This is a genomic window from Kribbella jejuensis (genome assembly GCF_006715085.1).
GTDB lineage: Bacteria > Actinomycetota > Actinomycetes > Propionibacteriales > Kribbellaceae > Kribbella > Kribbella jejuensis.
On record NZ_VFMM01000003.1, the window covers coordinates 481,729 to 496,039 of the forward strand.

12 protein-coding genes are annotated in these 14,311 nt (G+C 69.0%); 8 read left to right on the forward strand and 4 right to left on the reverse strand.

Going from position 1 to position 14,311, the window contains the following annotated elements; translation table 11 throughout:
* Window positions 1-80 precede the first annotated feature (80 nt).
* Window positions 81-1,226, forward strand: coding sequence for an MFS transporter (locus FB475_RS29965; RefSeq protein ID WP_141860623.1), 1,146 nt, complete (start codon window positions 81-83; stop codon window positions 1,224-1,226).
* On the opposite strand, the gene FB475_RS29970 is transcribed toward FB475_RS29965, so the two are convergent.
* From FB475_RS29970 to FB475_RS29980, 3 genes are all read right to left on the reverse strand, one after another.
* Window positions 1,213-2,163, reverse strand: a complete 951-nt coding sequence (locus FB475_RS29970) for a GNAT family N-acetyltransferase (protein ID WP_141860625.1) — start codon at window positions 2,161-2,163, stop codon at window positions 1,213-1,215. The two genes, FB475_RS29965 and FB475_RS29970, sit on opposite strands and share 14 nt — an antisense overlap.
* A gap of 95 nt (window positions 2,164-2,258) precedes the next feature.
* Window positions 2,259-3,467 (reverse strand): M20 metallopeptidase family protein, encoded by a 1,209-nt coding sequence (locus FB475_RS29975; RefSeq protein ID WP_141860627.1) that lies wholly within the window; start codon window positions 3,465-3,467, stop codon window positions 2,259-2,261.
* Complete coding sequence (locus FB475_RS29980) at window positions 3,464-4,384, reverse strand: 5'-3' exonuclease (protein ID WP_141861680.1); 921 nt, start codon at window positions 4,382-4,384, stop codon at window positions 3,464-3,466. The genes FB475_RS29975 and FB475_RS29980 overlap by 4 nt, the downstream gene beginning before the upstream one ends.
* A 116-nt stretch (window positions 4,385-4,500) precedes the next feature.
* Between FB475_RS29980 and FB475_RS29985 the strand changes: the two genes are divergently transcribed.
* Entirely contained in the window at window positions 4,501-4,941 is a 441-nt protein-coding gene (locus tag FB475_RS29985; protein WP_141860629.1) for an Lrp/AsnC family transcriptional regulator, read from the forward strand.
* A 57-nt stretch (window positions 4,942-4,998) separates the two neighbouring features.
* On the opposite strand, the gene FB475_RS29990 is transcribed toward FB475_RS29985, so the two are convergent.
* Window positions 4,999-6,456, reverse strand: coding sequence for a KamA family radical SAM protein (locus tag FB475_RS29990; RefSeq protein ID WP_141860631.1), 1,458 nt, complete (start codon window positions 6,454-6,456; stop codon window positions 4,999-5,001).
* A 152-nt stretch (window positions 6,457-6,608) separates the two neighbouring features.
* On the opposite strand from FB475_RS29990, the gene kdd reads away from it, so the two are divergent.
* The 6 genes from kdd (at window position 6,609) to lnt (ending at window position 14,143) form a co-directional block, all read left to right on the forward strand.
* Window positions 6,609-7,643, forward strand: a complete 1,035-nt coding sequence (gene kdd, locus FB475_RS29995; RefSeq protein WP_141860633.1) for an L-erythro-3,5-diaminohexanoate dehydrogenase — start codon at window positions 6,609-6,611, stop codon at window positions 7,641-7,643.
* A 3-nt stretch (window positions 7,644-7,646) separates the two neighbouring features.
* Complete coding sequence (locus FB475_RS30000; protein ID WP_141860635.1) at window positions 7,647-9,230, forward strand: amidohydrolase; 1,584 nt, start codon at window positions 7,647-7,649, stop codon at window positions 9,228-9,230.
* Complete coding sequence (gene kamD, locus FB475_RS30005; RefSeq protein ID WP_238332523.1) at window positions 9,227-10,780, forward strand: lysine 5,6-aminomutase subunit alpha; 1,554 nt, start codon at window positions 9,227-9,229, stop codon at window positions 10,778-10,780. Before FB475_RS30000 ends, kamD begins: the two co-directional genes overlap by 4 nt.
* On the forward strand, window positions 10,777-11,529 hold the full coding sequence (gene kamE, locus FB475_RS30010) for a lysine 5,6-aminomutase subunit beta (RefSeq protein WP_141860639.1): 753 nt from the start codon (window positions 10,777-10,779) through the stop codon (window positions 11,527-11,529). The genes kamD and kamE overlap by 4 nt, the downstream gene beginning before the upstream one ends.
* Before the next feature lie 2 nt (window positions 11,530-11,531).
* Complete coding sequence (gene kal / locus FB475_RS30015) at window positions 11,532-11,921, forward strand: 3-aminobutyryl-CoA ammonia lyase (RefSeq protein WP_141860641.1); 390 nt, start codon at window positions 11,532-11,534, stop codon at window positions 11,919-11,921.
* A gap of 650 nt (window positions 11,922-12,571) precedes the next feature.
* Window positions 12,572-14,143 carry an apolipoprotein N-acyltransferase gene (lnt, locus tag FB475_RS30020; protein ID WP_141860643.1) on the forward strand — a complete coding sequence of 524 codons (1,572 nt, stop codon included), beginning with the start codon at window positions 12,572-12,574 and terminating at the stop codon, window positions 14,141-14,143.
* Window positions 14,144-14,311 lie beyond the last annotated feature (168 nt).

Genomic DNA, 14,311 nt, shown 5'->3' on the forward strand with positions numbered 1-14,311 from the left:
CTCATGGTACAGGTTGCAGATATCCGTGAGAACCATCTATCGTTCTCACGGATAATCCACTCTTTATCCGTGAGGAAGTCATGAAGCTGACGGCGTTGCTGGTGTGCGTGTTCGGGGTAACCACGGGGGAGTTCGTGGTGGCGGGGATCCTGCCGGCCGTGGCGGGCGACCTGAGGGTGTCGATCCCGGCGGCGGGCCTGCTGGTCACGGCGTACGCGCTCGGCATGATCGTCGGCGGTCCGTTGCTGACGGCAATCACCGCCGGCCGGCCGCGGAAACCCCTGGCGCTCGGGCTGCTGGGGGTCGCGGTCACCGGGAACCTGCTGTCCACGGTCGCGCCCGGGTACGGCGTCCTGTTCGCGGCGCGGATCGTGACAGCGCTGGTCACGTCGACGTTCTTCGCGAACGCGATCGTGATCGCCACCACCTCGGCGCCGCCGGACAAGAAGGCCTCCACGGTCGCGAAGCTTGCCTTCGGCATGAACCTCGCGATGATCCTCGGCGCCCCGCTCGGCACCTGGATCGGCGAGACCTTCGGCTGGCGTTCGACGTTCGCGGCGATCACCGCCTGCTGCGCGACCGGCCTCGTCCTGGTCGCTCGCTTCGTACCGAACGATCAGCCCGGCGTCCGCACCCGCGCACTCGGCGAGTTCACGGTGTTCCGCGACCGCGACCTGCTCCTCGCGATCGTCATCACGGCCGTCGCGAACGTCGGCGTGCTGATGGTGTTCACCTACCTCGCACCGCTCCTGACGGGGCCGGCATCGTTCTCCGCCGCCGCGGTCGCGCCGATGTTGCTGGTGTACGGCGTCGGCGCGACCATCGGCAACCTGGTCGGTGGCCGGCTGGCGGACCGGGCGCTGCTGCCGTCGCAGCTCGGCGCTCTCGCAATGCTCGTCGTGCTGCTCGTGGCCCTGAGGCTGAGTCCGAGCGCGGCGCTGACCGGCCTACTCGTCTTCGCCGTCGGAGCGGTCGGCTTCTCGGTGATCCCCGGCATGCAGGCGCGGGTGCTGACCACAGCCGCCGCGGCGCCGACGCTGGCGATCGCGGTCAATGCGTCGGCGTACCAGGTGGCGGCCGCCTTCGCCGGTTGGCTCGGCGGCCGCGTCGTGGCCGGTCTCGGCTTGCCCGCGATCTACCTTGTTGCCGCGGCCGCCACGGTCCTCGGAGTTGCCCTGACCGGTGTCGCGGCGGCGCGCGGCGGGCGCGGGGTCAGTCCCAGATGAAGTTCAGCGAGCGTTCGAAGTTCACGTAGCCGGCGCGGGCGAAGGCCTTCGCCATCGGGACGTTGCCGAGGTCGGTCGAGGCCCGGATGTGGTCGACGCCCTCGGCGGCCAGGATGCGGGTGCCCTCGGCGAGAATCTCGTCGATGTAGCCGTTGCCGCGCTGCGCGGGCAGGACGCCGAGATACGCGATGATCGGGTGATAGGTGTTGCGGGCCGGGACCACGAAGCCGACCGGACCGCCACCGTCGGGGAGTTCGGCGATCCGCCACCATTCGTGCGGGCTCTTGAAGCCGGCGAACTCTTCGTCGTAATGCCGCTCCGCCGCCTCGCGTGCGCTCAGGCCGGAGGCGAGGTCGGCTTGGCCGTGGGCGTCGAGGGTTCCCTCCATGACCGGGGTCATCAGGGCGAGGAGGTCCTCACGGTCGGCCACCGGGCGGAACACGAGACGGCCGGCAGGCTCCGGGACCGGGGACGACGGAGTCCATTCCAGCCGGAGCCGCTCGACCAGCAGGCGTGCTCCCGTCTTCTCGAGCACGCGCGTGCGGGATTCGACCACCTCGCGGCTCGCCGGGTCCTCGTGCCAGTCGGGCGGGACGAAGCGGCCGTACTCCGGCAGCTTCGCGCCGGCCGGAAAGACGGCCGCTGTGGCAGTCTCGAACAGCCGCAGGCCGACCTCGTCGCGACGGTCCTGGGGGAGTGAGTCGTCGACGTCGAAGAAGTCGAACTGCAGCGGGACGTCACCGCCCGGGGTCGTCCACCAGGCAAGGCGGGCGAGCAGCCGGTCGCCGTCGAGCGCGACCCAGGCCCACTCGGGGCGCCGGCAGCCGTTGGCGAAGTCGTCGGGCAGTTCGTGGTCGAGGACGTACGAGAGTCGGCAGAAGAGATCGATCTCCTCCGGGCCGGTCAGGGATCGATAGCTGACCGAGGTCAGTGTCAAGACGGCTCCTGGGTGGTGGGCACGGCGTGGCGGAGGCCACGGGTCGTTCGGACGGATTCGACGACCGAGCGAACTGTAAGGGCCTAGGGGGTCGGCTACTCGGCTTCCTGTCTGTCGCGGCCGAGACGACGTACGGCGAGTTCAGCCAGGAGGGCCGCACCGTCGGGGAGGACCGAGTCGTCGAAGGTGGCCAGGGGCGAGTGGTTGTCGGCGGCCGTGTCCGGGTCGTCCGCGGCGCATGCACTGAGGTTGAGGTAGACACCGGGCACCTCGTTCAGCACGTACGACATGTCCTCGGCGCCGCAGCGCGGGTTCGGGCGTTCGCGGAACCGGTCGGCGCCGAACAGGTCCTCGATGGTCGCGCGGGCGAACTCGTACTCGGCCACGTTGTTGACCGTCACCGGGTAGCCGACCTGGTACTCCGCCTCGACCTGCAACCCGTGCGCCGCCGCGAGTCCCTCGACCAGTTGGATCGATGCCTTCTGCACCTTCGCGCGGGTCGCCTCGGAGAACGTCCGCACGGTCGCGTCGAAGAACGCGTCGTCCGGGATGATGTTCTCCTTCGTCCCGCCGGCGATCCGCCCTACCGTGAGCACCACCGGATCGAACACGTCGAACTGCCTGGTGATCATCGTCTGCAGCGCGCCGACGATCTCACACAGCACCGGGATCGGGTCCTTGCCGCGGTGCGGTGTCGCCCCGTGCGTCCCCGCGCCGATCACCCGCACGTGCAACTGGTCCGCCGCGGCCATGAACGACCCGGGCCGGCTGCTCCACATCCCGAGCGGCTGCGAGGACGCGCCGACATGCAGCCCGTACGCCGCGTCCGCGCGCCGGCCGGCCGCGTCGAGGACGCCCTCGCGGATCATGATCGGCGCGCCGCCCGACGTCTCCTCGCCCGGCTGGAACATGAAGACCACGTCGCCGGGCAGCTCGGCCTGCATTGCGGACAGGATCTTGGCCGCTCCGACCAAGCCGGCGACGTGCAGATCGTGGCCGCAGGCATGCATCATCCCGACGTGCCGGGACGCGTACGGTACGTCGGCGCGCTCGGTCACGGGCAGGGCGTCCATGTCACCACGGAGCAGCACGACGGGACCCGGGCCGCGGCCGCCCCGCAGTACGGCGGTCACCGACGAGAGTTCCTTGCCGAGCGTGATCTCCAACGGCAGACCTTCGAGCGCGTCGAGGATCAGCTGCTGCGTCTTCGGCAGGTCGAGGTCGTACTCCGGGACCTGGTGCAGGGCACGCCGGAGGGTGACGATCTCCTCGCGGAACCGCTCCGCCAGCTCGCGGGTGCTCATGCTTTCGGTCCCAGGTCGAGGGCGGACATCACGCGTTGGGCGCTGCTGCCGAGCTCGAGCAGCTCGACGAGGTCGAGCCAGCGCTCCGGGTCCTTGATCTCGCGTGGCAGCGTCGCGTCGTACGTCCCGACCGGGGCGTCCTTCGCGACCGCGACCACCTTCGGCGCGACGTCGAGGTAGTCGCTGTCGGCGAGGATCTTCTTCTTCACGCCGGGCGACATCGGCGTACTCGGATCGGCGGCCGCGGCGCGGATCGCGTCCAGGTCCCCGTACGACGTGACGAGGGCGGCGGCCGTCTTCTCGCCGATGCCGCGGACGCCGGGCAACCCGTCGGACGCGTCACCACGCAGCGTGGCGAAGTCGGCGTACCGCTGAGCGGGGATCTCGTACTTCGCGAGCAGCGCGGCCTCGTCGTAGACCTCCGCGCGACCGACGCCGCGCGCGGCGGTGTAGACGACCCGGATGCCGCGGCTGTCGTCGATCAGCTGGAACAGGTCGCGGTCGCCGGTGACGACGTCGACCGGCATCGTCGCCTGGTGCGAGAGCGTGCCGATCACGTCGTCGGCCTCGTGGTCCGGTGCGCCGACGACCGCGATCCCGATCGCCTCCAGGCAGGCGCGGATGTACGGCACCTGGACCTCGAGGCGGTCCGGCACGTCCTCGACCTGCTCGCCCTTCGGGGTGACGAACTCGACCCGCTGCGCCTTGTACGACGGGATCAGCGCGACCCGCCAGGACGGCCGCCAGTTGTCGTCCCAGCAGGCGACCAGGTGGGTCGGCCGATGGTTCTCCGCGAGCCGGGCGATGAAGTCCAGCAGCCCGCGGATAGCGTTCGTCGGCGTGCCGTCGGCGGCCTTCATCGTGTCGGGCACACCGAAGAAGGCGCGGAAGTAGAGCGACGCGGTGTCGAGCAACATCAGGCGCTGGGGTCTGTCAGCCATGCCCAGATGCTTTCACAGCCCACCGACAGTCCACACCGACAGCCCGCGAGATCGCATGCGGCGAGCGCGGTTGCTCCAGTACTGTCTTGAGGATGGAGGACCTGGACCGCAAGATCGTCGGGCTGCTCGCCACCGACGGCAGGATGAGCTTCACCGACCTCGGCAAGGCGACCGGCCTGTCCACGTCGGCCGTACACCAGCGGGTGAAGCGCCTCGAACAGCGCGGCATCATCCAGGGGTACGCCGCCACCGTCGACCACACCGCGCTCGATCTGCCGCTGACCGCGCTGATCTCGATCCGCCCGATCGACCCGTCCCAACCCGACGACTCCCCGGAACGCCTCCGCGAGGTCCGCGAAATCGAATCCTGTTACTCGGTGGCAGGCGACTCCAGCTACGTCCTCGTCGTCCGCGTAGCCTCCCCAGCCGCCCTGGAAAACCTCCTGGCCGTCATCCGAGCCCGCGCCAACGTCTCCACCACCACCACAATCGTCCTCAGCACCCCCTACGAACGCCGCCCACCGGCCCTGTAGGGGCGTCCGGCGAGCGGGTGGACGCTCGCCGAACGGTTGCCCTGTGCATCTATGTGGTCAGTTGAGGTCTAGTAGCTTCTGGGCTTCGGCTGCGGTGCGGGAGGCGGCGGCTCGGGCTTCGGCTTTGGCCAGGTGGTTGCCGGCGTGCTCCTGCCACCAGGACTGGCCTTCGGGCGGGAGGGTGTCGATCGGGTCGTAGTACTCGTAGGTGCGGTTCAGCGCCTCGGGGTCCTGTTGTTCGATGCCGGTGCGGTAGTTCTTCTTCCAGTACGAGATGCCGCGGACCTCGTCGTACTCGGACAGCTGGTGCACCCAGCGCTTCCCGACGTACGGGACGTCGCAGACGATCCGCGGGGTCGCGAAGCCGGGAAGGTACCCGAGGATCCCGTGCTGCAGGTGCTGCGCGTCGCGGACCGAGACCCGCCAGTGCTCCGAGAACGGGATCATGTCGCACATGTAGAAGTAGTACGGCGTGACGTTCGCGCCGTCGAGCAATGCGAAGCACAGGTCGAGCAGCTGCGGGATCGTGTCGTTGACGCCGCGCATCAGCACGCCCTGGTTGCGGACGTCGCGCAGGCCCGCCTCGAGCATCGCCTTCGACGCCTCGGCGACCAGCGGCGTCACCGACTGGGCTGCGTTCACGTGCGTGTGCATCGCCAGCATCACGCCGCGGTTACGTGCGACCGAAGCCACCCGCTCCACGCCCGACAGAACGTCGGACGACAGCCAGTGCTGCGGCATCCCCATCAGGGCCTTGGTCGCCATCCGGATGTCGCGGATGTTCTCGATCTCGAGCAGGCTCATCAGGAACGACTCGAGCCGCGGCCAGGGCATGTTCGCCACGTCGCCGCCGGAGACGACGACGTCCCGGACCCCCGGCGTACGGCGCAGGTAGTCGAGCATGTCGTCCAGCCGGGTCTGCGGCTTCGCGACGAACTTGAGCTTGTCGATCACCGGTGTCGAGTTGCCGACCAGGTCCATCCGGGTGCAGTGACCGCAGTACTGCGGGCACGTCGGCAGGATCTCCGCGAGGACCTTTGTCGGGTAGCGGTGGGTCAACCCCTCCGTGGCCCACATCTCGTGCTCGTGCAGCGAGTCCCGGGTCGCGTGCGGATGCGACGGCCAGTCGGTACGGCGGTCACTGAACACCGGCAGCATGTACCGCCGCACGGGGTCGGAGTAGAACGCTGCGGTGTAGTCGTCCGCGCCGTGCGGAACGATCGTGTTCAGCATCTGCGGCGGCAGCAGCATGGACATCGTCGCGCGCTCGGCCTGGTCGCGGGTGAGGTCCTCATAGAACCGCTCCTCGAGCAGGTCGCCCATCACGTCACGCAACTGCTTCACGTTCTTCACGCAGTGCGACCGCTGCCACTGCACCGAGCGCCATTCCTCGGCCGTGACGTCCTTCCAGCCCGGCAGCCGGGTCCAGTCCGGCTCCACCAGCTCGGCGCGCCGGTACAAGTACGGCTGGCCGTCGCCGGAGTGGGCCAGCTCCGGGGTGATCAGGTCGGTCACGGGTCCTCCGTCGGCTTCATGGATGATGCGGTCAGAGCTGAGGATAGCGATAGAACTTCCCTCAGATCCAACAGTACGCCGGAAGAATTCTCGTCACGGCGTCCTTTGAGTAGTATTTTGCCTGACCGCACCGGCGTCACGAAGGAGGCCAAGTGTCATCGAGCCCGGTAGGACTGCACCGCGTCCTCGCGCCGTCCGGTGTGTTGCCACAGGCGGCGGAGAAACTCGACGCGCGTCCCGAGATCTGGCCCGACGAGGTCCGGATCGCGGTCGAGCGCCTGAACCTCGACGCCGCGTCGTACCGGCAGCTGGCCGAGGCACACGGCGGTGACGGTACGGCGATCCGCCGGGCGGTCCTGGACATCGTCGAGGCGCGCGGCAAGATGCAGAACCCGGTGACCGGTTCCGGCGGGATGCTCGTCGGCGTCGTCGACGAGGCCGGCCCCGACTCGCCGCTCGGCGTCCGGAAGGGCGACCGGGTCGCAACGCTGGTGTCGCTGACGCTGACGCCGCTACGCATCACCGACGGACTGAAGGACTGGGACGGCAAGAGTGAGCAGGTCCCGGCGCAGGGTCACGCGATCCTGTTCGCCCGGTCGATCGTCGCGAAGCTGCCCGACGACCTGAAACCGGAGCTGTCGCTGGCCGTGATGGACGTGTGCGGCGCGCCCGCGCTGACCGCGCGCGTCGTGCAGTCGTATGTCGACAAAGGAATAAAGCCTGTCGTGTCAGTAATTGGCGGCGCAGGCAAGTCCGGCTCGCTGTCGTTGGCCGCTGCGCGCCGGGCGGGTGCGGCGCGGACGATCGGGGTTGTCCCCTTCCAGGCCGAGTACGACCGGCTCACCGAGGCGAGTCTCGCGGACGTCGTCGCGATGGCGGATGCCCGTGATCCGGTCGCGCTCGCAGCGGCGGTGGGGGAGCCCGCGGACATCACCGTGGTCTGCGTCGACGTACCCGGCTGTGAGCACGGCGCAGTGCTGTCGACCGCCGCCGGTGGCACGGTGATCTTCTTCTCGATGGCGACGTCGTTCTCCGCCGCGGCCCTTGGTGCGGAGGGGCTGGCGGCGGACGTGACGATGCTGGTCGGCAACGGCTACGTGCCGGGTCATGCGGAGTACGCCCTGGAGCTGTTGCGATCCGAGCCGGGTGTCCGTGGCCTGTTCGAGAGCAGGCTGGCGGAGGATTAGGGCGTGCGCACACTTCTGACGAACGGTTCCGTCTACTCGCCCGCCGACCCCCACGCCACCGCGATCGCCTTCGACGACGGGGTGGTGACCTGGCTCGGCGACGACACCGGCGCCGGTGCGTACGCCGACGGCGCCGACGAGGTGATCGACCTCGACGGCAAGCTGGTGACGCCGGCGTTCGTGGATGCTCACGTCCACGCCGCGCAGACCGGTGCGCTGCTGACCGGGTTGGACCTGGCGGGTACGACGTCCCTCACCGACGCCCTCGACCGCTTGGCCGCATTCGCCGCGGGGCTGTCCGAGGACGCGGTGATCGACGGTGCCGGGTGGGACGAGACCACGTGGCCGGAGGGTCGCCCGCCGACGGCCGAGGAACTGGACAGGGCAGCCGGTGGGCGCCGCGTTTACCTGTCCCGGGTGGACGGGCACTCCGGCGTGATCTCCTCCGCTCTGTTCCCGGCTGCGAAAGGCTCCGGCTTCGACAGTTCCGGTCGAGTGGAGCGGGACGCTCACCACGCCGTTCGGGACGCGTTGAGCGAGTTGATCGGGCCCGATCAGCGGCGCACGCACATCCAGGCAGCACTGCACGCGATGGCCGCGAAGGGTATCGGGGCTTTCCACGAGATGGCGGCGCCGCACATCGGTCCGCTCTGGGAGTTGCCGCTGGTGCGAGAGGTGGCGGACGAGCTGGGCCTGTCCGCGACGCTCTACTGGGGTGAGCCGGGCGTGTTCGAGCACCTTGGGACGTACGGGCTGGCCGGCCTGGCCGGTGACCTGAACGCGGACGGCGCCCTCGGATCCCGCACGGCCGCGTTGAAGGAGCCGTACGCGGATCGCGCCGGCCACCGCGGACATGCGTACCTGACACCTGAGCAGATCGCCGAGCACGTGATCGCCTGTACCGAGCGGAACGTGCAGGCAGGCTTCCACTGCATCGGCGACCAGGCGCTGGAGAACATCGCCCGCGGCTTCGAGTTGGCCGCCGAGAAGGTCGGCGTCCAGGCGTTGGTTGCCGCACGCCACCGTCTGGAACATGTCGAAATGGTCGACGAGGCAACGATCGCGACGCTGGCCCGCTGCGGCGTGGTGGCCAGCGTCCAGCCGATGTTCGACGGCCTGTGGGGCGGTCCGGACGGTATGTACGCCGAGCGCGTCGGCGATCGCTGGCAGGGCATGAACCCGTTCGGTTCGCTGGCCCGCGCAGGCGTCGTCCTCGCGTTCGGATCGGATGCGCCGGTGACCGAGCTGGGTGGCTGGGAGGCCGTCCGCGCGGCCGCGTTCCACCATGAGCCGTCCGAGCGGATCACGGTCCGGGCGGCGTTCCAGGCGCACACCCGCGGCGGTTGGCGGGCGGCGGGAATCGACGACGCCGGCGTACTCGCTCCCAGTACAGCTGCGACGTACGCGATCTGGCAGAGCGACGCCGAACTCGTCGTACAGACACCGGACCAGCGGGTCGCCGCGTGGTCGACGGACCCGCGCGCGGGCGTACCCGTGCTGCCAGATCTCAGTGAGGGAACTCCTACGTGCTTGCGGACAGCCGTCGGCGGTCGCGTCGTCTATGAAGTTGAAGGATGGTCCCAGTGAAGAAGCTCGACCTTGATCCGGTCACCGTCCGGAAGGCGCGCAGTCTGGCCCGCAAGGCCGGCAAACCGATCGTCAACCTTGCGCAGCAGCACACGACTGTGTCGGTCGAGCGAGCGGTACTGCGGCTCGCCGGGCTGACCGGCGCGGACACCGAGGGCATCCCGTGGGTGAACCGGCTTGCCGACACGGTTCGCGCCGACGTCGGGCTCGAGCACGGGCTCGCACTGCCGGTCTGGGACGCGCTGCTCCGCGGTGAGGCCGAGGACCTGGGCGTGCTGGCCCAGAAGGCGGCGTCCGGTTCGGTGACGTTCCGGATGCCCGAGGGACGCGACGCCGTACGCGCCCGGAGCGCGGCGCGGAAGGCCGCAGCCGCGGGGATGAAGCGGATCGACGGGCGGCGGCGCGAGCGGGACCGGCTGATCAAGCGGCACGGGGACCCGGAGCAGCGGCCGTGGATCTACCTGATCGTTGCCACCGGCGACATCTACGAGGACATCCCGCAGGCGCAGGCGGCCGCGCGAGAAGGCGCCGACATCATCGCGGTGATCCGTTCGACCGGGCAGTCGCTGCTCGACTACGTCCCCGAGGGCGCGACCCGCGAGGGCTTCGCCGGTACGTACGCGACGCAGGAGAACTTCCGCTTGATGCGCGCCGCGCTCGACGAGTCGTCTCGCGAGTTGGGCCGGTATGTCCGGCTGACGAACTATGCGTCCGGGCTGTGTATGCCGGAGATCGCCACGCTGGCCGGGCTCGAGCGGCTCGACATGATGCTGAACGATTCGATGTACGGGATCCTGTTCCGCGACATCAACCCGATTCGGACGTTCGTCGACCAGCGGTTCAGCCGGCAGATCCACGCCCGCGCCGGGATCATCATCAACACCGGCGAGGACAACTACCTGACCACGGCGGACGCGGTCGAGGCCGCCCACACGGTCACGGTGTCGCAGCTGCTGAACGAGTACTTCGCCAAGGAGGCCGGGCTCGAGGACTGGCAGCTCGGGCTCGGGCACGCGTTCGAGATCAACCCGGAGCTGCCCGACTCGTTCCGGCTGGAACTCGCGCACGCGATGCTGGCCCGGCAGCTGTTCCCGAACGCGCCGCTGAAGTGGATGCCGCCGACCCGGCACATGACCGGCGACGTGTTCCGCGGGTACCTGCTGGACGGGTTCTTCAACCTGGCCGGCGCGATGACCGGGCAGGGGATCCTGCTCGTCGGGATGATGACCGAGGCGGTCGTCACGCCGTGGATCTCCGACCGCGACCTCGCGCTGCAGAACGTCCGCTACGTTTTAGGTGCTGCCGGCAACCTTCATGAGGACTTCAACCCGGCGCCGAACGGGTTCATCGCTTCCAGGGCCCGGCAGGTGCTGGGGGAATCGGTGGAACTGCTGGAGCGGATCGTCGACGACGGGCTGCTGAACGCGATCGGCGACGGCACCTTCGGGCTGATGAAGCGACCCCAGGACGCCGGGCGTGGTCTGGACGGCGTCGCACGGAAGTCCTCGGAGTACTACAACCCCGCTATCGAGTTGCTGGAGTCGAAGTGAGCATCATTCGTCCGTACGGCGACACCACCGGCGACGGGATGGTGCAGCTGTCGTTCACGCTGCCCGTCCCGCACGACAAGCGGGCCGAGGGCGCCGCGGTGCAACTGGCCAACAAGATGGGCATGGACCCGGCGCTGGTCGTGCACTCGAAGCCGATCGGCCCGGACTTCACGTTCTTCGTCGTCTACGGTCCGGTCAACCACCTGGTCGACACGTCCAAGGTCGAGGTGATCGAGCGCGACTACCCGTTGCTGTCGCCGAAGGAGGTCAACCTCGCGATCCGCAAGGGGCTGCGCCGCCGGCTCACGGTCGTCGGCGCCTGCATCGGCACCGACGCGCACACCGTCGGTATCGACGCGATCCTGAACATCAAGGGGTTCGCCGGCGAGAAGGGCCTGGAGTACTACCGCGAGGTGAAGGTGGTGAACCTCGGCGCGCAGGTCGCCGTACCGGAGCTGGTCCGCCGGGCCCGCGCCGAGAAGGCGGACGCCATCCTGGTCTCCCAGGTGGTGACGCAGCGCGAGGCGCACGTACTCAACACCAAGGAGATGTCCGCGGCGTTCCGGGAGGCGTACGCCGAGGACGCGCGGCCGGTGTTGGTTGCCGGTGGCCCCCGTTTCACCGAGCAGATGGCCGGCGAGCTCGGCGTCGACCGGGTGTTCGGCCGCGGTACCACGCCGGGCGAGGTGGCCAGCTACCTGGTCGACGCGCTCGTCACCAAACGTCACTCCTACAGAACGGTCGCATAAAGGTGTCGAAGGCAACTATCGGTCTGACCGTCACGCATCGCCGGTACGTCCCGTTCAGCCACGCGCACTACGCGGGCAACCTGGTCGACGGCGCGTACGTGCTCGGCCTGTTCGGTGACGTCGCGACCGAGGTGTGCATCCAGGCGGACGGCGACGAGGGCCTGTTCGCGTCGTACTCCGACGTCCAGTTCCTGCAGCCGCTGCGGGCCGGTGACGTCGTGGAGGTGAAGGCAACGATCTCCCGGGTCGGCAACCGCAGCCGGGAGCTCGACTTCAGCGCGTACGTCGTCTGCCGCGGACGTCCGGACATTTCGGAGTCGTCGGCCGAGGTGCTCGACGTACCGTTGGAGATCACCCGGGCCAAGGGAACGGTCGTCGTACCGGTTCCGTGACGATTGATTGCCCTGGGTAACGATCACATGGAGTGCCGACATCGCTCTGTAACGTGACATCGATGAGCTTCGTTCGTTTTCCTTTGTAGGGCAGGCGATCGTGTTACAACGGGCTCAAAGAGCCGGGGGAGAGGTTGACACCGTCGCCGTCAGCGAGCATCGTTTTGGGAGTCGTCATATCCCGTTTGTTCAACGGTCACACGAAAGTTCGGCCACCGGATGATCCCGCGACGCTGACCAGGCCAGTGCCAGGCTTGAGTCGACGGGGGCTGAGATCGCCGGTGGTAAGCCCCCCGCGGGGCAGAGGTGGAAGAGGCTCGGCGGCCAGTAGACAACAGCCGGACGGTTCGCAGCCAGCGCATCGCCGGTTGGTCCGAAGGCGCGCCGAGCCTCTTTCCTCTTTTACCGCGTGAAACCTCGACCGGTGCTTGCCTACGTCAACGATCCCGGAGCTGCCCGACGGGTTCGGTGGACGGCCACCAGCGCGAGTCAGCTTCTTGTCCGTACCGGCCGATACGATGTGTTGACCGAGAGTGAGCGCCCGCTGAACGCGTTCGGTCCGGTGACCGGCTGGATACATTCGCGCCGTTGGGACGTTGTACGGTCGTGCGACCGGCGTCCGCCGGTGACGTGAGGACAAGGGGTGCCGCGTGGACCGGTTGAGGGCGCTGGGGCGGCTGTTGCCGCGGGTGGCGGTGGCGGTGGGCGCCGGGGCGTTGCTCGGCTTCGCGTTCGAGCCGCACGATCTCCCGTGGCTGACGATCGTCGCCGTACCGCTCCTCCTGGCCGCGCTGCACGGGATCTCGATGAAGGCCGGTTTCCTGGTCGGCGCCGGCTTCGGGATCACGTACTACGCCGTCCTGGTGCCCTGGCTGAGCGTGATCGGCGGCGACGCCGCGATCGCGCTCGCCGTGCTCGAGGGGCTGTTCTACGCGGTCTTCGGGTTGTTCGCGACGCAGGTGCTGAAGCTGCGGTGGTGGGCGCTGTGGATCCCGTGCCTGTGGGTGGCGACCGAGTTCGCGACCGCGTCGGTGCCGTTCGGCGGGTTCCCGTGGGGGCGACTCGCGTGGGCGTTCGCGGATGCCCCGCTGGGGCGGCTCGCGGCGTACGTCGGGATTCCGGGACTGAGCTTCGTCGTCGCGTTCATCGGCGTGCTCGTGTACGCCGTACTGCGCCGGGGGACCGCGCTGCGGATGCGGATCGTGTCGTTGGTCGCCGGGCTGGCGATCGTGTTCGGGAGCGCGCTGATCCACCTGTCGCTCGCCGGCGACGGGAAGAGCGTGACGGCCGCGATGGTGCAGGGCAACGTGCCGGGAAAGGGGCTGGAGTTCCTCGGCCGCGCGCGGACCGTCACCCGCAACCACCTGCAGGCGACGCTCGACCTGCAGAAGGACGTCGACGCCGGGAAGGTGAAGAAGCCCGACCTGGTGATCTGGCCGGAGAACTCCACCGACATCGACCCGTACAAGGACGCCGAGACCCGGGCCGATATCGAGCAGGCGGTGCACGCGGTCGACGTTCCGATCCTGGTCGGTGCGGTGACCGAGGGGCCGGGGGAGAACGAGCGGCAGACGACGGGCATCGTGTGGGATCCGGTGAGCGGCCCGGGGCAGCGGTACGCGAAGCGGCATCCCGTGCCGTTCGGTGAGTACATCCCGTTCCGCGACCAGTTGCTGCCGTACATCCATCGCTTGGAGATGGTCGGCGCGCAGACCGTACCGGGCGTCGGGCCCGGGGTGATGCCGATCCGCGGGGTGAAGTACGGGGATGTGATCTGCTTCGAGCTCGCGTACGACAACGTGATCTCGGATGTGGTGAAGGGCGGCGCCCAGGTCCTGATCGTGCAGACGAACAATGCGACGTACGGCGGTACCGGTCAGCCTGAGCAGCAGTTCGCCATCACCCGCATGCGCGCGATCGAAACCGGCCGCACGATCCTGATCGCGTCGACCAGCGGCATCTCCGGGGTGATCCGCCCCGACGGCTCGGTCGAACACAAGTCGGCCCAGTTCACCCGCGACATCTACGTCGCGGACGTCCCCCTGACAGACGGCCAAACCCTGGCCACCACCATCGGCGGCTGGCCCCAGTGGATCCTGACCGGCCTCGGCCTACTAGGCCTGGTTCTGGCCCTCCTCAACCGCCGCCGCACCCGAGCCGAGCAAACCCCACCCCCACCCGCCACCGGCTCCACCAAACCCCGCGAAAAAGTCCCCGCCTGACCTGTTTCGCGTGTCGGTCTGAGCGCGCCTGGCTACGCGGGCGGGGCACGCGGGCGGGGCACGTGGCAGGCGCACGTGGGCAGGGGCCCGTGGGCTGGGTACGGGCGGTCGGGGAATCCCCTGAATGGTCCCCGGGTGTGGCTGTGGGGCGTGGGAACGGGTTGGGGA